We start from the raw sequence: 18,649 nt of genomic DNA on the forward strand, positions 1-18,649 counted from the left end.
TCCTTGGAACCTTCCCATGGTGACGGTGCTCGCACTGGGAGCCGCCCTGGCCTACGGCGTCGCCGACTTCATGGGCGGCGCGGCCTCCCGCCGCGTCCATGTGCTCCGGGTCCTCCTGGTCAGCGTCCCGGCCGGGCTGGTGTGCCTGGTGGCGGCGTCCCTGCTGTCCGGTGGCGCCCCCACCTGGCCCGGCCTTGCCTGGGGAGCGGCCTCCGGCCTGGCTGGCGGTACGGGGCTGATCGCGTTCTACCGGGCATTGGCCCAGGGCCCGATGAGCGTCGTGGCACCCGTCTCCGCCCTCACCGCCGCCGTCCTCCCGGTCGCCCTGGGCACGCTGCGCGGCGAACGCCTGGACAGCACGGTCCTCATCGGCGTCGTGCTCTGCGTCATCGCCATCGGCCTGGTCAGCATGGAGGAGCCCAAGCCCTCCGCTCCCGCGCACCGCCCCGCCTCCCGGTGGCGGAAGACGGCCTCCAGCGGCCCCGTCATGGCCGCGGTCTCCGGAGCGGCGTTCGGCGCGTTCTTCATCCTGCTGCACGAGGCCGGCGACAACAGCAGCCTGTGGCCGGTCGCGGCGGCCCGCCTGGTCGGCCTGCTGGTGGTCCTCATCGCCCTGCTCGCCCTCCGCCTCAACCGCCGCCGCATCGCCCATCCGACCCCGCCGCCCGCGGACTCCGCCCCCTCGGCCGCTGCAGAACGCGACGAACGCCCCGCGACCTCCCTGCGGAACGAGCCCGGACGATCCATGACGTTCCTGGGGCTGACCGGCGCGACCCTCCTGCTGGCCGTGGGCTCCGGAATCCTCGACGGCCTGGCGAACGCCCTCTACTACCTCGCCGCACGGGAGGGCCTGCTCAGCCTCGCCGCCGTGCTCACCTCGCTCTACCCCGCCATCACCGTCCTGTTGGCCAGGCTCGTCTACAGCGAACGCCTGCGGACCATCCAGCGCATCGGCCTGGCCATAGCCGCCACCGGAGTGACCCTCGTGACCGTCGGCTGATCCCCTCACGGCCGTCGACCAGACGACGTCCGGCCCTGCGACCGAGACCGAGCCGACGGGATGCGCGCCCGGCAGGAGCCGAGCCTGGTCCAACAGGTGAGGGACGCCGGACGACGGCGCAGGCGGCCGATCGGTGGCCGCGCAGACTCGGCCCGGCAGATGAATCAGCGGACCGAGGTGGCGAGCGTCCCCTCAGGGACGAGGGCGTCGTCCGCCGAGGGCGCGCTCATATCGTCGACGCGCACCTCCTCGGGGGTCCCCACGGCTCCGGGACGGGCCGCCCGCCAGGCGAAGAAGGTCTCCGGCACCAGCCAGATCAGCAGCATCAGCAGTGGCACGTTCCATGATCCGACCGCCCCGTGCAGCACCCCGAACAGGAACGGCCCCGCCGCCGCCAGCAGGTACCCGGCGGTCTGCGCCATCCCGGACAGCCGCGCCGCCCACATCGGGGTCGCCGACCGCAGCGTGATCAGCGTGTAGGCCAGCGGGAACGCGGACCCGGTGGCCACGCCCAGCACGAGCACCCACACCCAGCCGGCCTCGGGCGCCAGCAGGAGGCCGAGCACGCCCCCGATCATCAGCGTCATCACCACGGCCACCAGCGGACGCTGGTCGGCGCGCCGCGCCGCCAGCACCGGCATCACCAGCCCGGCCGGGATCCCCAGCAGCATCACCACCGACAGCATCAGCCCCGCCGTCGCCGCCGGATACCCGTGATCCCGCATGATCGCCGGCAGCCACGACAGCAGCACATAGAACACCAGCGACTGCATCCCCAGGAACAGGGTCACCGCCCAGGCCAGCCGGTTCCGCAGCACCGAGCCGCCGCCCGCCCGAGCCGCCTCGTCCCGCCCCGGCGAGACGGCGGTCCCGGCAATCCCATCCCGTCCAGCGGCCGACGGCCCCTTCTCGTCGTCAGCCACCGATCGTGTGTCGGGACCGGGCAGGCCGTCCCCGCCCGTGGTCCGCGCCGCGAACTCCGCAGAACGTTCGGCAGCAGCCCAGCCGTCTCGCCCGGGCGCCGCGTTCACCCCGTCGCCCTCACGGGCCGCGTCCACAGTTCCCTCGACCTCACCAACGGGACGGCGGCGCCACGGCCGGCGTGCGGTCCGCCGGACGTTCCCGCCGGGCGTTCCGGAGGCGGTGCCCGGTGCGGGGCGGCTGCGGATGGTCAGGGGGATCCAGAGGGCCACGCCGAGCAGGGCGGGGATCGCCCAGACCGCGAGGGAGACACGCCAGCCGCCGGTCTCCTCCAGCGGTACGGCCAGGCCGGACGCCAGGGCCGCGCCCGTGGACATCAGCATCATCGTCAGGCCGGTGAACAGCCCCACCCGGGCGGGGAAGGCGCTCTTGACCACGTACGGCATCAGCACGTTGGCCACCGCGATGCCCGCCCCCGCCAGGACCGTTCCAACGAACAGCGGCAGCGCGGCGAGCGACTCGGGCCCCGGCACCGTCCGCAGCACGATGCCGCCCGCGATCAGCGCCAGCGCCCCGGTGAGCGTGACCTCGGTGCCCAGCCGCCGCGCCAGCGCCGGGGCCGCCGCCGCGAACACGCCCAGGCACAGCACCGGCAGCGTCGTCAGCACGCCCATCGCCGTGCTCGACAGGCCCAGCCGGTGCTGCAGTTCGTCCAGCAGAGGCGCGACCCCGCTGATCGCCGCACGGAGGTTGAACGCGAGCAGCACGAGGCCCGCGACCGTCCACACGGCGGCGGAACGGCTGACACGAGGAGTGGGAGGGTTCATGAACGCTTTCCGTCGACGCGGCAGGAACAGGACGAACATCGCAGGGGCGGCCCCGGTCAGCCGGAGGGCAGCCCTCCGATGGAACGGATCACCGCCTCCAGGCACGACTGCGTGGCCCGCTCCGCCGCCTCGGCGTCGCCCTCGGCCACGGCGTCGGCGATGGGCGCGTGCGGGACCTCCACGTGGTCGAGCAGGTCGGCGGCCGTGGTGATCGCGGCGCGCAGGGCCTCGCTGAAGTCGCCGTACAGGTCCACCAGCACCCGGTTGTGCGTGGCCTCCACGACCGCCGTGTGGAAGGCCAGGTCGGCCTCCACGAACCCGGCCCGGTCCCCCGCCGCCAGCCGTTCCTCGCACCGCCGCAGGGCCCGCCGGATCGCCGCGACGTCCGCCTCGGTCCGCCGCGCCGCCGCCAGCCGCGCCGCCTCGGTCTCCAGCCCCCGCCGGACCTCGAGGATCTCCAGCAGTTCCGCGGCCCGCAGCCGCCGCCGCATCACCCCGGACAGCTCACTGGTGGCCCGCACATAGGTGCCGTCCCCCTGGCGGCACTCCAGCAGCCCGGCATGCGTCAGCGCCCGCACCGCCTCGCGAACGGTGTTGCGTCCGACCCCGAGCATCTCCGACAGCACCGGCTCCGGCGGGATCTTCGTCCCGACTGCCCACGCCCCCGTGGCGATCTCGCCCTTGAGCTGGTCGATCACCTGATCCACCAGCGACGAGCGGCGGGCCGTACGCAGCGTCACCCCGGCACCCCCAAGCCCTGCGGACCGACCACAGTCATCCAAACATCCGATGTTTCCATGTTAGGTCAAGCGTCCTACTTCTCCGTTTCCTCCGGAACGCGATCCCGGCCACTCTCCATCCCGGCCCGCACCGACGACCACCAGGCGTGCCCCGCACCACGAGCCCTCTGATGCCGACGTGAAGCCAAGCCGACCACCAAGCACTCCCAACGGCCCTGCGTGTGTGTTCAGGGAGAACGGATCCACGCGTGCGAGCACGCCGGTGACGCAGGCTGCCGGGACGCGCAGGCCGAAAGAGCCCCTGGTGCCGTCGCCACGGTCGCTGAGGGAGTGCTTCGGCGCCGCGGGTGATGGGGCGATCGGCAGGGCGGGGACGAGTGACCCGTGTTCCGGACGGGCCGGGGCCGACCGCATGAGCGCGTCAGTGGTGCGGTCGCCGCCGGGACGTGCGGATCACGTCATGGCAAGGGTGTCGCGGTGGGTCAGGGGACCGTGGGGAGGGTGGCGTCGGGGGTCATCTGGGGGTCGAGGGCGGTGTGGCGAAAGGAAGGCCGCAGGCCGGCGGCCTCCAGGGCCCGGCGGTAGGCGGTGGTGGCGCCGGTGGCGTCGCCGGCGGACTCGAAGAGGTCGCCCAGTTCGCGCAGCAGGTGGGCGACGGGGCGGGCGGGACCCTCGCGGCCGAGGCGTTCCAGGGTGGCGGAGGCGCCCTGCAGGACGGTGACGGCGGTGTCGCGGGCACCCATCGCCAGGCGGGCGCGGGCGATGATCAGCCGGGCCTGGACCATCTGGAGGGAACGGGCGTCGGGCTCGGTCGGCGTGCCGGGACCGGAATCCTCGGAACGGCCGTTGGAGTGCCGGGCGACGGCCTCGGTGAGGGCCGGTTCCCGTTCCACCGTCTCGATGGCGCGTCCCGGCTCGCCCAGCAGCACCAGCGCCCGGGCGGTCTCGATGGCGCAGTCCACCGCCTCGGCGCCGTCCAGTTTCACGGCGGCGCCGCCGAGCAGTTCCATCGCCTCGGCCGCCGGATGGGGGGCGTCGCCGAACGGCCGGACGCCGCGCAGCAGGGCGCGGGCGGCGGCCATGTGCAGCCGGGCCTGGGCGCGCAGGCAGGCGGTCTCGTCGCGGGCGGCCAGCGCCTGGTCGGCCAGGTAGAGCGCGTCGCCGACGTCGCCCTCCTCGAGCGCCCGGCCGCTGGCCCGGTGGTAGGCGTCGGCGAGTTCGGCGGCGCTCGGCGTCCGCACGCTCAGCACCCGGCGGCCCAGTTGGTGGGCACGGTCCAGGTCGGCGCGGTCGACGTACGCCAGCAGCAGCACCCGGGCGGCCTCGGTGTGCTCCTCACCGGCGCTCAGCCCGAGGTCGTGCAGCCGGGCCAGGACGCGTTCGCCCAGCGCGATGCCCTGGCCGAGGTCGCCGACCGCGTGGTAGCAGCGGGCCAGGGCGACGAGGGCGGGCAGGGTGCTGGACCGGCCGGGGTCGCGTTCGGCGTGCTCGCGCATCTCCTCGAACACCCCGATCGCCGCCTCGAAACGGCCCAGCGCCTCCAGGGCGCGGGCGCGGCCCCAGCGGGCGCGCAGGGTCAGCTCCGCGTCGTCGCTGCCGGAGATCACCTCGTCGAAGCCGGTCAGCGCGGCGTCGGCGGCACCGGTGAGCAGCGCCAGCCGGGCATAGCGTTCGCGGACCTCCAGATGGGCGCGCTGCTCGGGCTCGATGCCCTCGGCGAGGTACTCCGAGGTGCAGCCGAGACGCTCGGCCAGCAGCCGCAGCACCGCGGGCGTGGGGGTGCGCTTGCCCGACTCGATCAGCGAGATGTAGCTGTCGGAAAGATCATGGCCGGCGAGCTGTGCCTGCGACATGCGTCTGGCCAGCCGCAGGTTGCGGACGCGTTCACCGACGTTGCCTGGACCCGGCATGTGTACTCACTTATCGGAAGTAATCAGGCGGCAGGGGTGCCGACATGATTGCACGTCGCGGGTTGGCGTACCTCGAGAGTAACCCAAGCAATGTGGACGAGATTGCCGATCGGCGTCATTTCGCGACCTCCCAGTCGTCTCCGGGCGCCCTCTCCGGGGGTACGGATCGGACGACCGCGGCGGATCGGGGATCGGCCGACCCGCCCTCCGGGGTCCGGGGGCCGCCCCGGACCGGCGGGTCAGTCGTCGGCGGACGCGTTCTTGTTGGGGAAGATCATCTCGCAGACCTCGAGGTACAGCTGCTCGGGGTAGGGCAGGTAGTCCACCGTGCGCAACGCCTGGTCCTGACCGGCCGACTCCAGCACGAACGAGCCGTAGCCGAGCAGCCGGCCCATGATCGACCGTTCGAAGCTCATGTCGGTGACCTTGGCCAGCGGCATCATGCCGACCTTGCGGGTGATCAGACCGGTGGTCAGGATCATCCGCTGGTTGGTGATCACGAAGTAGTCCACCGACCACTCGGCCACCCGCCACACGAACCAGCCCAGCAGCAGCAGCCAGCCCCACCAGATCCAGTTCATCGGCCGGTCCGCCGCGCCGACCCAGTTGGTCAGCACCGCGGCCAGGATCAGCCCGCCCAGCACCAGGCCCACCGGCAGCATCAGCACCGCAGGGTGCCGGCGGACGGTGATGACCTGGCTCTCGTGCGGCAGCAGGTACTTGTTGACCGAGGCCGGCGCGGAGTCGCCGGGAGTGACGAGCCTCATGCCGCGCCCGTGCGCCGGCGCGCGTCCGGCCGCGACGACCGCCGCGGCCTCCGGAGAGCCACACGGGGCGCGGCGGCCCCCGTGGCGCACTTGTCAACGGGCACGACTGCCTCCCGGAGCACGGTGACCCACAGACCCCAGGCCAGTCTGACACCAGTGGCGACCGTCGGCAAAGAAGTCCCGGGGCGGGCGCCCGGCAGGTCGGCGCGCCCGAGGATCAGGCCGGGCGGTCCGGGGCGGCCACCCGGGCGGAGCGCAGCCGCGCGCGCTGCTCGGCGGCCACCATCGCCAGCACCTGCAGGTGCTTGCGGGCGATGCGTTCGACCAGGTCAGGAGGAGCCGAACCGGTGACGTCCTGAGCGCCGTGCCGGGCGGCGGTGACGCACCGGGTGACCGTCGCGGTGTCGTGGACCCCGGTGAACTCCTTGGCCAGCCGCTCGCCGACCTCGCGGTACCCGGACAGACTGCTGTCCTCGTGGTAAGGCATGCCGAATCCTCGCGCCTCGCTCGCGCCGACCCGGTCCCCCCGTCGGCCGGGTGGCGGAGAGGAACGACAATCAACGTTCCGTAGCGGCCTATTACCCACAGTGGCCACCCAACGAACGTCTCATGCATGTAACGGCGCAAGGACGCCAACCGGCGTACCGGTCGCGAAGGGTCCGCGAACGGTCAAGGCCCGCCCATAGACCTCGCCCTCGGGTCAGACCACCCCGTAGAGCCGGTCTCCGGCGTCCCCCAGGCCGGGCATGATGAAGCCGTCCTCGTTCAGGTGCGAGTCAATGGCGGCGGTGACCACCCTGATCGGCGCATCCGTGTCGGCGAACGCCTCGTCCATGTATTTCAGCCCCTCCGGGGCCGCCAGCAGGCAGATCGCCGTCACGTCGGTCGCGCCCCGGTCCAGCAGCAGCTTGATGGCCGCGGCCAGGGTGCCGCCGGTCGCCAGCATCGGGTCCAGCACGTAGCACTGCCGTCCGGACAGGTCCTCCGGCAGCCGGGTCGCGTACGTCTCGGCCTGCAGGGTGCCCTCGTCGCGCACCATGCCCAGGAACCCGACCTCGGCCGTGGGCAGCAGCCGGGTCATCCCGTCCAGCATGCCCAGCCCGGCGCGCAGGATGGGGACCACCAGCGGCTTGGGGCTGGCCAGCTGAACGCCACGCGCATGGGTCAGGGGCGTCCGCACGGTCGTCTCCGCGACCCGGACGTCGCGGGTAGCCTCGTAGGCGAGCAGTGTGACGAGTTCGTCGGCCAGCCGGCGGAAGGTCGGCGAGTCGGTCTGCGCGTCCCGCAGCACCGTCAGCTTGTGTGCGACCAGCGGATGGTCGACGGCCAGGGTCTCCATGCGGATCACGGTAGCCGACCGTGCGAACGGCATCGGGCATGGACGGTGCCGGTCGGGGAATGACCGAGAAATGAGCACCGAGCGCAACGGAGAACCGACCCCCGAGGAGGTCCGGGAGCGGCTGCGCAGGCGCGCCATCTTCCTGCGCGAGCTGGCCGAGGCCCGGGAACTGCGGCGCCGCGTCACCCCCCACCGTTCCCGCCGCGCCCGTATCCACGCCGTGCTGCGCAGCCGGACCTTCCGCCTCCACTGACCGCGCCCCGAACCCCGTAGGACAGCGCCCCGAACGCCATGGGGGCCGCTCTCGACCCCCATGGCCGGACCGTCGTGTGCGCAGTCCCTGCCCGCCGCGCCCGACCACCGATGCCGTCCCGGGACATGCTCTCCGGGATGGCCGTGGCGAACGCGGGCCACCGGGAGCACCTGGCTGACAGGCCGCCCGGCGCGGTGTGCAGGGATGGCGCGAACGGCCGTCCGGCGTTCTTTGCCTGCCCGGGCGGGCGGGAACGGTGGGAAGGCGCACAATGTGATCAGATGTACATCGGTCGTCCCGGCGCTGAGAGGGAGATGTCGTTCACGGCGAACGTGCAGGTGGATCGATCCACGGACGGTGACGGGCGGAGAGCGGGGGAGGTCGTCCCGGGTGGGCACGGGCCGCCGAGTTTCCCGGGTGCGTACGCGCGCACGCCCGGCATCTGCGACCATGCCCAGGCAGGTATCGCGCCGGTGGGGTGATGATGACGGATCTTGACGCGACGGACTTCGCCGTCGTGGTGTATCGCGAGGACGACTGCTGGGAGGCCGAGGTGCTCCCGGTCGCGCTCACCCGGGATCTGGAGGGCCTGGTCCACGCCCTCCGCCAGCAGCCCAGCATCGGCGGCACCATCGGGCTGGCCGCGGTCGGCGACGACTTCTTCGTGGCCATCCGGGTGCTCGGCGACGAGGTCATGGTGTTCCTGTCCGACGTGACCGCCTCGGTGGACTGGCCGCTGGCCCGCCAGGTCCTGGAGCACCTGGACATCCCGGTGCCCGAGGACGAGGAGCTGGACCAGGTGCTGCCGGTCGGCGACATGTCGATCTTCGCGGACCTGGGGCTGGACGAGATGGAGCTGGGCGCGATCTCCGGCGACCTGGACCTGTACCCCGACGAGATGCTGCTGAGCATCGCCGAACGGCTCGGCTTCGGCCAGCCCTTTGAACGGGCACTCGACACCATCGGGTAGTCCTGGTTCACAATGAGTTGGTGTCGTACTTCGCCGCGGCCTTCGCGCGGACCCCGCAGGGATGGGTCGGCGCCGAGGCCACGCTGGACGAGGCCGAGGTCGTCGACGACCTGACCGATCTGATGCGGGAGGTCGCCGTCGAGTCCATCGGCGACACCGTGCTGCTGCTCGTGGAGGAGGACGACGAGTGGTTCGGCGTCGCCCGTCTCGACGGCGAGGAGGACCCGCGGGTCTATGTCTCGGCGATCCGGAACGAGGGGCTGGGCGGCCTGTTCCACCAGCTCCTCGGGGACGTTCCGGAAGGGGAGCCCGGCGGTGACCCGACCCTGCTGGACGATCTCGGCGTGACCGCCGACCACCTGGGCGAGCTGGGCGAACGGGCGCTGCCCGCGGACGCCCTGCTGGAGATCGCCGAACAGGCCGGCTTCGGCGAGGAGTACGACGACCTCCGTGGCTGATCCCGCGCCCCCGGCGAGCGGCGGCGCCCGCCCCGAGGCCGAGTACGCGCACGCGATGCGCCTCGCCCTCGCGGAGGCCAGGCTGGCCCTGGAGACCGGCGACGTCCCGGTCGGCGCCGTCGTGCTCGACCCGGCCGGCGAGGTCATCGGCGCCGGCCGCAACGAACGGGAACGCACCGGCGACCCCACCGCCCACGCCGAGGTCCTCGCCCTGCGCCGGGCCGCGGCCCGGCTGGGCGAGTGGCGGCTGACCGGCTGCACCCTGGTCGTCACCCTCGAACCCTGCACGATGTGCGCCGGGGCGAGCGTCCTGGCCCGCGTCGACCGCATCGTGTACGGCGCCGTCGACCCCAAGGCCGGTGCCGTCGGCTCCCTGTGGGACGTGGTCCGCGACCGCAGGCTCAACCACCGCCCCGAGGTCCTCGCCGAGGTCCTCGCCCCCGAATGCGGCGCCCTGCTGACCGACTTCTTCGCCCGCCGCCGCACCCCGTGAGCCCGTCCGGCCCGAGATCCTCGCCCCCCCCGAGCACGGCGTCCCGCCGGCCTCCGTCGCCTCTTGTCCCTGGGAACGATCCCAGGGACAAGAGGAACGGTCCGGCCGGGCTCCTGTCCGTCCGCAAATCCGAGTTCAACGCTGGCCGCAGATTCGGGTAGGCTTCCGGGCGGTGGTGTCGCCTAGTGGCCGAGGGCGCACGCCTCGAAAGCGTGTGATGGGGCAACTCATCCGTGGGTTCAAATCCCACCACCACCGCCATACCAAGGCCCCTGACCTGGATCTCCAGGCAGGGGCCTTGACGTTGACGCGAACGCCGCGCCGTGCGGCTCACGGAGCCCGCCCACATGGCGGGTTCTCCGCGATGATCCCCTTCTCGGATGCGTCCCGGGGCCCGCCGGGCCGCTGATGCCCGTTCAGATCCTCTGCGTCCCGTGAGCGGGCGGTCAGGCGGACAGGCGGATGGGCATCAGGAGGTAGCGGTAGGTGTCCTGGGCGGTGGGGGCCTTGTCGTCCTCGGTGGGGGCGGGGGTGAAGAGGGCGGCCTTGTTGGGGCCGTCGCAGTGCAGGCGGGTGGTCATGGTGGTGATGCCGGCCAGGCCGTCCAGGAGGAACTGGGGGTTGAAGCCGATGTCGACCTCGTCGCCGTCGAGTTCGGCGGGGAGGGTCTCGCTGGCCCGGGCGGCGTCGCCGGAGGCGGCGCGGATGCGGACGGAGTCCTCGGAGAACGCCAGGCGGACCGGGACGTTGCGTTCGGCGACCAGGGCGACGCGTTTGACGGCCTCGACGAAGGCGCCGGTGGGGACCTCGGCGCGGGTCGTCCACTGGCCGGACAGCCGGGAGCGGTAGTCGATGAACTGGTCGTCCAGCAGGCGGGTGGTGAGCGTGCGGCCGGCGCCGGACAGGCCCAGCAAGTTGTCGCCCACGCCGGTCAGCGACAGCTCGACCTCGGTGCCCGCGCGCAGGGACCTGGCCGCGTCCGCCAGGGTCCGGGCCGGTACGACCGCGGCCGCGGAGAAGTCCGGGCGGGCCGGGGACCAGGCCAGCTCGCAGCAGGCGATCCGGTAGCGGTCGGTGCAGGCCAGGCCGATGGTCTCGCCCTCGATGTCGACCCGTACCCCGGTCAGCATGGGCAGCGTGTCGTCGCGGCTGGCCGCCACCACCACCCGGCCGATCGCGGTGCCGAACGCGTCGCCGGAGACCGTGCCCGCGACGGCGGGCGGCTCGGGCAGCGTGGGATAGTCCTCCGCCGGCATCGTCAGCAGGCCGAACTCCGCGCTGCCGCACCGCACCACCGCCTCGGCGCCCTCGGTGGAGACCTCCACCGGCCGGCCGGGCAGGCTCCGTACGATCTCGGCCAGCAACCGGCCGGGGACCAGCACCCGGCCGGGCTCGCTCACCGCCGCCTCCACCGTGGCCCGCGCCGAGACCTCGTAGTCGAACCCGGCCAGCGTCACCCCGTCCGCGGTGGCGTCGACGAGCATCCCCGCCAGCACGGGCAGCGCGGGACGCACCGGCAGGACGCGCGACGCCCAGCCCACGGCGTCCGCGAGGACCTGGTGATCTACCTGGAACTTCACGCTGCCTGCTCCGTCTCGCGGGGGTACCGACGCCTGGACGATAACCACCGGTACCGACAAAAAACGCCGCTCCCGCCGTCGTTGATCGTTTAGCCTCGGTCGGATGACCACCGTGCGCACCGAACGGCTGATCCTGCGCCGCTGGCGGGAGCGTGACCGTGGGCCGTTCGCCGCCCTGAACGCGGATCCGCAGGTCATGGAGCACTTCCCGGCCACGCTCGACCGGGCCGGGAGCGATGCGGCGATCGACCGGTACGAGACCGGCTTCGAGGCGAACGGCTATGGGATCTGGGCGCTGGAGGTCGCCGCGACCGGCGAGTTCATCGGCCTGGCCGGGCTGTCCCCGGTCACGTTCACCGCCCCGTTCACCCCCGCGGTCGAGATCGCCTGGCGGCTGGTCCGCACCGCCTGGGGCCACGGTTACGCCACCGAGGCCGGCCGGGCCTGTCTGGCCTACGGCTTCGAGGCCCTCGGCCTACCGGAGATCGTCGCCTTCACCTCGACCACCAACCTGCGTTCCCAGGCCGTCATGCGCCGGCTCGGCATGACCCACGACCCCGCCGACGACTTCGACCACCCCCGCCTGCCTCCCGGCCACCGCCTGCGCCGCCATGTCCTCTACCGCGCCGCCCCACCGGCCTGAAGCCTCGCCGCACGGTGAGCCGCCGTGCGACTCCGCCGGGCGTCGGTGGCGGGTCGTGACGGCGGGCGGCGGTCATTGGGCCATGTCGACGAAGCGGCTGTAGTGGCCCTGGAAGGCGACGGTGACCGTGGCGGTCGGGCCGTTGCGGTGCTTGGCGACGATCAGGTCGGCCTCGCCGGCGCGGGGGGACTCCTTCTCGTAGGCGTCCTCGCGGTGCAGCAGGATGACCACGTCGGCGTCCTGCTCGATCGACCCGGACTCGCGCAGGTCCGAGACCATGGGCTTCTTGTCGGTCCGCTGTTCGGGACCCCGGTTGAGCTGGGACAGCGCGATGACCGGGACGCCGAGCTCCTTGGCCAGCAGCTTCAGCGAACGGGAGAACTCCGAGACCTCCACCTGCCGGCTCTCCACCCGCTTGTTGGAGGTCATCAGCTGCAGGTAGTCGATGATGACCAGGCGCAGGTCGTGCTGCTGCTTGAGCCGGCGGCACTTGGCGCGGATCTCCATCATCGACATGTTCGGCGAGTCGTCGATGAACAGCGGCGCCTCGGCCACCTCGCTCATCCGGCGGGCCAGCCGGGTCCAGTCCTCGTCCTGCATGGTGCCCGAGCGCATGGCGTGCAGCGCGACCCTGGCCTCGGCGGACAGCAGCCGCATGGTGATCTCGTTGCGGCCCATCTCCAGGCTGAAGAACACGGTGGTCAGCCCGTGCCTGATCGCCGCGGCCCGGGCGAAGTCCAGCGCGAGGGTGGACTTGCCGATGGCGGGACGGGCGGCCACGATGATCATCTGGCCCGGGTGCAGGCCGTTGGTCAGCGCGTCCAGGTCGGAGAAGCCGGTGGGGACGCCGACCATCTGGCCGCCGCGGCTGCCGATCGCCTCGATCTCGTCGAGGGCGTCGGGCATGATCTCGCTGAGCGGCGCGTAGTCCTCGCCGGTGCGCTTCTCGGCGATGGCGAAGACCTCGGCCTGGGCGCGGTCGAGCACCTCGTCGGCGTCGGCGCCCTCGGAGGAGTAGCCGAGCTGGACGATGCGGGTGCCGACCTCGACCAGCCGCCGCAGCACCGCGCGCTCCCGCACGATCTTGGCGTAGTAGCCGGCGTTGGCCGCGGTCGGCACGGTGGCCATCAGGGTGTGCAGGTAGGGGGCGCCGCCCACCCGGTTGATCTCGCCGCGCTTGGTGAGCTCGGCGACCACGGTGACGGCGTCGGCCGGCTCGCCCCGCCCGTACAGGTCCAGGATGGTGTCGAAGAGGATCTGGTGGGCGGGCCGGTAGAAGTCCGAGGACTTCAGCACCTCCACCACCTCGGCGATGGCGTTGGGCGACAGCAGCATGCCGCCCAGCACCGACTGCTCCGCGGCGACGTCGTGCGGCGGCGTCCGTTCGAACTCCCGCTCGTGCGACCCGAGTTCGGTCACGCTCACGGAACCACCCCGTCTCATCGCTTCCGTGCGCACCTGCCGCCCCCCGTGGAGCGGACGGCGCACCGGCCCAGGAGCTACCTGTCTAACCGGTGGGTACGACATTTTCCGAGCCCGTCACACCAGACGCAAAGGCACCTGTGGACACTGCTGTGGACGACCTGTGCAAACACGCCGGGCGACGTGTGCACGACCTGTGGACAACCCTGGGGACAGTCCACCTTCTCTCTCCACCGCCCACACTCTGACCTGCGAGTACGTCGTCCACGCGCTGTGGCCGAAGAAAAATCCCGTACCCGCCCGCATCATGCCCGACGTAAGGCACGTACCGCAGGACGCTCATTACCCCACTGGTAGGATCGACCCCCGACATGCCCCGTCCCGTGAACGTCCTCCAGCGGCTCCGCGCCGCCCTGCACCGGCGCACGTCCGGGAACACCCGCCCACCCGGCCGTCCGCAGCCCGTCGAAGATCACCGGCACCCCGCCGCGAACGCTCTCTCCCCTGCCGGTGAAGAAGCGCCCCCAGGGGAACGCCCCGCCCACGGAACCGCACCCACCGACGAACCGGTGGACTGGACGCCGGCCAGGGAACGTCCCGCTCACGGGGCCACACCGGCCCGGCCGGGGTCGACCGGTTCAACGCAGAAGGAACACCCCGCCCACGCGACCACACCGCTGCCAGGGCGAGGTCCGCTCCCCGGCGATGGCCCAGGAGAAGAGCATCCGATCCTCAGGAGTGGAACGGGACGGCCGCCAGGGGCGGAGACATCTCCAGGCGATGGATCTCCACATCCGGAAGGGGAGCCTCTGAACAGGGAGACAGCGCCGTCGGCAGGCGGAGGGCCGGGGGTGCGGGGTGGACGGCCGGGTTCGGGCGGGGGAGATCCACAGGCTGTTGACGGGCGGCCGCGGGGATGGCGGGCGCCGTTCCGGCATCCGCATGATCGGGAGATCCTGCGGCTGGCGGTGCCGGCGTTCGGGGCGCTGGTGGCCGAGCCGTTGTTCCTGCTGGCGGACAGCGCGATCGTCGGGCGGCTGGGGACCGAGCCGCTGGGCGGTCTCGGGGTCGCCGGGCAGGCGCTGGCCACCGCGGTCTACCTGTTCGTGTTCCTGGCGTACGGGACCACCGCGGCCGTCGCGCGGCAGGTGGGCGCGGGCAACCTGCGGGCGGCGGTCCGGCAGGGCATCGACGGCATGTGGCTGGCGCTGGCGCTCGGTGCCGTGCTGGTCGCGGTCGCCCTGCCGCTGGTGCCGTGGATCGTCGAGGTCTTCGGCGCGAACGCCGTGGTGGCCCCGTACGCGGAGACGTATCTGCGGATCAGCCTGTTCGGCATCCCGGGCATGCTCGTCATCCTGGCCGGCACCGGGGTGCTGCGCGGGCTGCAGGACGCCAGGACCCCGCTGCAGGTGTCGGTCGGCTCCTTCGGGCTCAACCTGGTCCTGAACGCGCTGTTCGTGCTGGTGCTCGGCTGGGGCATCGCCGGGTCGGCCTGGGGGACGGTGATCGCGCAGAACGCGGGCGCGGCCGTGTACGTGGTCACGGTGCTGCGCGGCGCCCGCCGCCACGGAGCCCCGGTACGGCCGTCGCGGACCGGGCTGAGGGCGGCGGCGACCGCGGGCGTGCACCTGCTGATCCGCACGCTCGCGCTGCGTCTGGTCCTGATCGTCGGCACCGCCATCGCCGCGCGGATGGGCACCGGGGAGACCGCGGCCTATCCCGTCAGCTTCCAGGTGTGGACGCTGCTGGCGTTCGCGCACGACGCCGTCGCGATCGCCGGGCAGTCCATCACCGGGCGGTATCTGGGCGCCGGCGACGCCCCGGGCGCCCGTGCCGCCACCCGCCGGATGGTGGAGTGGGGCCTGCTGGGCGGCGTGGTCTTCGCGGTCGGACTGCTGGTGGCGCGGCCATGGCTGCCCGCCCTGTTCACCGCGGATCCCGGGGTGCGCGAACTCCTGCTGACCGCGCTGGTGCTGGTGGCCGTGCAGCAGCCGATCGCCGGTGTGGTGTTCGTGCTCGACGGGGTCCTGATCGGGGCCGGTGACATGCGCTATCTGGCGGCCACCACGCTGATCGCCACGGTCGTGTTCCTGCCCGCCGCGCTGGCGGCGTACCGGCTGGACGCCGGGCTGGTGGGGCTGTGGCTCGCGATCGGGCTGTGGATGCTCACCCGGCTGATCACCCTGGGCCTGCGCGCCCGGGGGGACGCCTGGCTGGTGACCGGCGCGGTACGCGACTGAGCACGGGCGGCTCCCGGGGAGGAGTTCTCGAAAGCATGCTCGAACGAGCCACCGGTTCCGATACCCTTTCGAACATGTGTTCAAACAAGGGTGAGCGACTGGCCCGCCTGGCCCAGGCGATCGACGACCTGGCCGCCGAGGGTCTGGTCGGCCTGCCACCGGAGACGCTGGTGGAACGGGTGGCCGGCATCTGGTCCCTGGTCGAGGGCATCGACCCGGAGATCGCCCGCCGCCGTACCCGCTACACCACTCCCGACTGCTGACACATCCCCCGCCGGGCCCACCCGGGCCCGGCCCATCCGACCCCGTCGCCCACGCGACCGCACCCCTTCCCAGCCGACCGCTACGAACGTCCCGTTCGGAAAGCGGCCGCGCGACGTGGTCGAAAGCCTCTCCAACCAGCTCGAGCAATGCCGTGGCACCACCATCCGCCACGACAGGGCCGCCCGCTTCCAGCAGGCCGCCGTCGCCCCTGGTCGTTCTCGATGATGGTCGCGCCGGTCGGTGATCGCGGGCGGGCAGGCGGTTCAGTGTGGCTGGACGGGCGTTGCTCGAACTCGTCGACGGACGCCGCCGCCGGAAGCGGACAGGACCAGCGGTCAGGACTCGGGGCGGGTCTGGGGTGGGACCAGGCGCTGGGCGGAGAGGGACTTGGTGACCGGGCGCGGGATGGGCCAGATGATGTGCTCGTTCGTGCCGCGGAGGCGGCGGGCGACCTCGCTGCGCAGTTCCGGGAGACGGTCGTAGAGGGCGTCGCCGGGGCAGTCGGTGTCGCCGAAGTCGCGGTGGGCGCGGATGGCCTGGGACGGGTCGAGGTCGTACACGTCACAGAGCCACGCGCAGGTGTCCACGAGGGAGGACCACAGCTGGGCGGGGACGGGGGCGTTGGAGTAGGTGCCCTCGTTCTCGATGCCGATGGTGTGGTGGTTGTGGCCGCGGAGCTGGGCGCCCAGGACGTGACGGCCCGCACGGATGGCGGAGAGGGTGCGGTTGCGGCCCTCCATCACATGGCCGCCCCGGCTGATGGTGAGCTGCTCGCCGATGTCGTCCCAGCCCCACTCCTCCATGTGGAAGCGCTGGATGATGCGGGAGAGGCGGTACGCCTGCTCCAGGGAGAAGTCCTTGGTGTTCGGCGTCGCGGTGTGATGGATGATGATGCGGTCGGGGGCGTGGTCGAGCAGCTGGGCCGGCTGCCGGGGAGGTCTGGCGTTCCAGTCCTCCCGGGCGTGGATCCGCAGCCGGTCGCGATCCCCGCTCCGCGCCGCCGCGAGGCCCCCGGCCGCCAGCGGGAACGTCGCCATGAGCCCCGCACCCGCCGTTCCGCCGAGCAGCGCCCGGCGGCTGATCCCGTGTCCTGCGTGACCGCTCATCGGCCCCCCTTCCGCCGCATTGCTCGACCACGGACGCTAACCAGCAGGACACGAACGCCCAAGCGTGTGAGCCGCCCTTACGCAGATCACACCCCACATTGCCCGCGACCCAACGAACCGCCCCGCCGCACCCATCCGCGCATGACGCCGCCTTGAACCACCGGAGAACCGCCCGACCGCTCCCTGCCTCGCCTCCCCCGCAGGGGTCAGGGGCGGTGGGAGGGCATGGGACGCGGGGGCGGACGAAGAAACGGCCGGGACTGTCCAGGGGGTTCCGGGGGGTGTGCGGGTTGCACGATGCCCGGTGTCGCCTGGGAGGGGTCCCGGCCGTTCGGCGATCTTCGATATGGACACGGCGGGCGGGCGCGGGGCCGTTCCGCCTGGTTGCGGCTACCCGTCAGGCAGCGGCCACGTTGAGCTGGATGGTGGCGCTGACCTCGGGGTGCAGCCGGACGGCGACCTGGTGGACGCCGACCGTCTTGATGGGGTTGCGGATCTCGATGCGGCGCTTGTCGAGATCCGGGCCGCCGGCGTCCTTGACGGCGCCGGCGATGTCGGCCGCGGTCACCGAGCCGAACAGCCGGCCGCCCTGGCCGGCACGGGTGCGCAGGGTCACCTTGAGGCCGGCGAGCTGCCCGGCGACCTCGCGGGCCTGCTCCAGGGTGGCGATCTCGCGGGCGGCGCGGGCCTTCTTGATCGAGTCGACCTCGCGCTGGGCGCCGCGGGTCCAGTGGATCGCCAGACCGCGCGGGACCAGGTAGTTGCGGCCGTAGCCGTCCTTGACCTCGACCACGTCACCCGGCTCGCCGAGACCGGAGACCTCCTGCTTGAGAATGAGCTTCATCTCGGGGCCTCCTCTCAGCGCGCGGTGCTGGTGTAGGGCAGCAGCGCCATCTCGCGGGCGTTCTTGATCGCGGTGGCGACGTCCCGCTGGTGCTGGGTGCAGTTGCCGGTCACCCGGCGGGCCCGGATCTTGCCGCGGTCGGAGATGAACTTCCGCAGCAGGCCGGTGTCCTTGTAGTCGACGTAGGAGATCTTCTCCTGGCAGAACACGCAAACCTTCTTCTTGGGCTTGCGCGGCGGTGGCTTGGCCATCGTGGTGCTCCTTTGATCAGAGCCCCGCTGACGCGGGAATGGTCGTGTGAACTGGTGGAAGAGCCCGGCGTCCTAGAACGGCGGGTCGTCGGAGAAGCCGCCGCCCCCGCCCCCGGTGGCCCAGGGGTCGCCGGCCGGGGCGCCCCCGCCGGCGGGCGCGGCGGCCGGGCCGCCGAAGCCGCCCGAGTCGAAGCCGCCGCCCTGGCCGCCGCCGAACCCGCCGCCCTGCCGCTGGGTCTTGTTGACCTTGGCGGTGGCGTTGCGCAGCGACGGGCCGACCTCGTCGACCTCGACCTCGTAGACGGTGCGCTTCTCGCCCTCACGGGTCTCGTACGAGCGCTGCTTCAGGCGACCCTGCACGATCACCCGCATGCCCCGGGTCAGGCTCTCGGCCACGTTCTCCGCCGCCTGCCGCCAGACGTTGCAGGTCAGGAAGAGGGCGTCGCCGTCCTTCCACTCACCTGACTGGCGGTCGTAGAAGCGCGGCGTGGAGGCGATGCGGAACGTCGCCACCGCCTGGCCGCTGGGGGTGAAGCGCAGGTTCGGGTCCTCGACGAGGTTCCCGACGATCGTTATCTGGGTGTCGCCTGCTGCCATCGGGCTGGCTCCATCTGTCGGGGC

The 18,649-nt window shown here is 72.5% G+C and carries 20 protein-coding genes and 1 tRNA gene; 9 read left to right on the plus strand and 12 right to left on the minus strand.

The window, feature by feature from the left end; genetic code table 11:
- Positions 1-16 precede the first annotated feature (16 nt).
- Positions 17-1,000 carry an EamA family transporter gene (locus HNR21_RS04750; protein ID WP_119731445.1) on the plus strand — a complete coding sequence of 328 codons (984 nt, stop codon included), beginning with the start codon at positions 17-19 and terminating at the stop codon, positions 998-1,000.
- A 164-nt stretch (positions 1,001-1,164) separates the two neighbouring features.
- On the opposite strand, the gene HNR21_RS04755 is transcribed toward HNR21_RS04750, so the two are convergent.
- The 6 genes from HNR21_RS04755 to upp form a co-directional block, all read right to left on the minus strand.
- A complete protein-coding gene (locus HNR21_RS04755; RefSeq protein WP_182704229.1) occupies positions 1,165-2,748 on the minus strand; it encodes a CynX/NimT family MFS transporter in 1,584 nt (527 codons plus the stop codon).
- Between the two features lie 56 nt (positions 2,749-2,804).
- Positions 2,805-3,488: a FadR/GntR family transcriptional regulator gene (locus HNR21_RS04760; RefSeq protein WP_182704230.1), complete on the minus strand. Its 684-nt coding sequence runs from the start codon at positions 3,486-3,488 to the stop codon at positions 2,805-2,807.
- A 482-nt stretch (positions 3,489-3,970) separates the two neighbouring features.
- Positions 3,971-5,398, minus strand: coding sequence for a helix-turn-helix domain-containing protein (locus HNR21_RS04765; protein WP_182704231.1), 1,428 nt, complete (start codon positions 5,396-5,398; stop codon positions 3,971-3,973).
- A gap of 239 nt (positions 5,399-5,637) precedes the next feature.
- Positions 5,638-6,165 (minus strand): PH domain-containing protein, encoded by a 528-nt coding sequence (locus HNR21_RS04770; protein WP_119731449.1) that lies wholly within the window; start codon positions 6,163-6,165, stop codon positions 5,638-5,640.
- Positions 6,166-6,382: 217 nt separating this feature from the next.
- The gene (locus tag HNR21_RS04775; protein ID WP_119731450.1) at positions 6,383-6,652 is read right to left on the minus strand and encodes a hypothetical protein; all 270 of its coding nucleotides are present in this window, start codon (positions 6,650-6,652) and stop codon (positions 6,383-6,385) included.
- Positions 6,653-6,865: 213 nt separating this feature from the next.
- Complete coding sequence (gene upp / locus HNR21_RS04780; RefSeq protein WP_119731451.1) at positions 6,866-7,504, minus strand: uracil phosphoribosyltransferase; 639 nt, start codon at positions 7,502-7,504, stop codon at positions 6,866-6,868.
- A 70-nt stretch (positions 7,505-7,574) separates the two neighbouring features.
- Between upp and HNR21_RS04785 the strand changes: the two genes are divergently transcribed.
- From HNR21_RS04785 to HNR21_RS04805, 5 genes are all read left to right on the plus strand, one after another.
- On the plus strand, positions 7,575-7,757 hold the full coding sequence (locus HNR21_RS04785) for a hypothetical protein (RefSeq protein ID WP_119731452.1): 183 nt from the start codon (positions 7,575-7,577) through the stop codon (positions 7,755-7,757).
- Positions 7,758-8,241: 484 nt separating this feature from the next.
- Positions 8,242-8,727 (plus strand): tRNA adenosine deaminase-associated protein, encoded by a 486-nt coding sequence (locus HNR21_RS04790; protein ID WP_376766573.1) that lies wholly within the window; start codon positions 8,242-8,244, stop codon positions 8,725-8,727.
- Positions 8,728-8,747: 20 nt separating this feature from the next.
- A complete protein-coding gene (locus tag HNR21_RS04795) occupies positions 8,748-9,185 on the plus strand; it encodes a tRNA adenosine deaminase-associated protein (RefSeq protein WP_119732221.1) in 438 nt (145 codons plus the stop codon).
- A gap of 55 nt (positions 9,186-9,240) precedes the next feature.
- Positions 9,241-9,678, plus strand: coding sequence for a tRNA adenosine(34) deaminase TadA (tadA, locus tag HNR21_RS04800; RefSeq protein ID WP_119732222.1), 438 nt, complete (start codon positions 9,241-9,243; stop codon positions 9,676-9,678).
- 171 nt (positions 9,679-9,849) lie between these two features.
- Positions 9,850-9,939 (plus strand) — tRNA-Ser (locus HNR21_RS04805).
- 185 nt (positions 9,940-10,124) lie between these two features.
- Here the strand turns inward: HNR21_RS04805 and dnaN are convergent.
- The gene (dnaN, locus tag HNR21_RS04810) at positions 10,125-11,258 is read right to left on the minus strand and encodes a DNA polymerase III subunit beta (RefSeq protein WP_182704232.1); all 1,134 of its coding nucleotides are present in this window, start codon (positions 11,256-11,258) and stop codon (positions 10,125-10,127) included.
- Positions 11,259-11,361: 103 nt separating this feature from the next.
- On the opposite strand from dnaN, the gene HNR21_RS04815 reads away from it, so the two are divergent.
- Positions 11,362-11,901, plus strand: coding sequence for a GNAT family N-acetyltransferase (locus tag HNR21_RS04815; protein WP_182704233.1), 540 nt, complete (start codon positions 11,362-11,364; stop codon positions 11,899-11,901).
- A 72-nt stretch (positions 11,902-11,973) separates the two neighbouring features.
- Here HNR21_RS04815 and dnaB read toward each other — a convergent pair whose 3' ends face one another.
- The gene (gene dnaB, locus HNR21_RS04820) at positions 11,974-13,326 is read right to left on the minus strand and encodes a replicative DNA helicase (protein WP_233358828.1); all 1,353 of its coding nucleotides are present in this window, start codon (positions 13,324-13,326) and stop codon (positions 11,974-11,976) included.
- A gap of 965 nt (positions 13,327-14,291) precedes the next feature.
- On the opposite strand from dnaB, the gene HNR21_RS04825 reads away from it, so the two are divergent.
- Positions 14,292-15,563, plus strand: a complete 1,272-nt coding sequence (locus tag HNR21_RS04825; RefSeq protein ID WP_312880847.1) for an MATE family efflux transporter — start codon at positions 14,292-14,294, stop codon at positions 15,561-15,563.
- A gap of 74 nt (positions 15,564-15,637) precedes the next feature.
- A complete protein-coding gene (locus tag HNR21_RS04830) occupies positions 15,638-15,826 on the plus strand; it encodes a hypothetical protein (protein WP_119731459.1) in 189 nt (62 codons plus the stop codon).
- A gap of 336 nt (positions 15,827-16,162) precedes the next feature.
- Here HNR21_RS04830 and HNR21_RS04835 read toward each other — a convergent pair whose 3' ends face one another.
- From HNR21_RS04835 to HNR21_RS04850, 4 genes are all read right to left on the minus strand, one after another.
- On the minus strand, positions 16,163-16,933 hold the full coding sequence (locus HNR21_RS04835; RefSeq protein ID WP_182704236.1) for a peptidoglycan recognition protein family protein: 771 nt from the start codon (positions 16,931-16,933) through the stop codon (positions 16,163-16,165).
- A 397-nt stretch (positions 16,934-17,330) separates the two neighbouring features.
- On the minus strand, positions 17,331-17,777 hold the full coding sequence (gene rplI, locus HNR21_RS04840) for a 50S ribosomal protein L9 (RefSeq protein ID WP_119731462.1): 447 nt from the start codon (positions 17,775-17,777) through the stop codon (positions 17,331-17,333).
- Between the two features lie 14 nt (positions 17,778-17,791).
- On the minus strand, positions 17,792-18,028 hold the full coding sequence (rpsR, locus tag HNR21_RS04845; RefSeq protein WP_019631633.1) for a 30S ribosomal protein S18: 237 nt from the start codon (positions 18,026-18,028) through the stop codon (positions 17,792-17,794).
- A gap of 72 nt (positions 18,029-18,100) precedes the next feature.
- Positions 18,101-18,625, minus strand: a complete 525-nt coding sequence (locus HNR21_RS04850) for a single-stranded DNA-binding protein (protein ID WP_119731463.1) — start codon at positions 18,623-18,625, stop codon at positions 18,101-18,103.
- Between the last annotated feature and the right edge of the window lie 24 nt (positions 18,626-18,649).

Origin of the sequence: Thermomonospora cellulosilytica (assembly GCF_014138835.1) — a bacterium.
GTDB lineage: Bacteria > Actinomycetota > Actinomycetes > Streptosporangiales > Streptosporangiaceae > Thermomonospora > Thermomonospora amylolytica.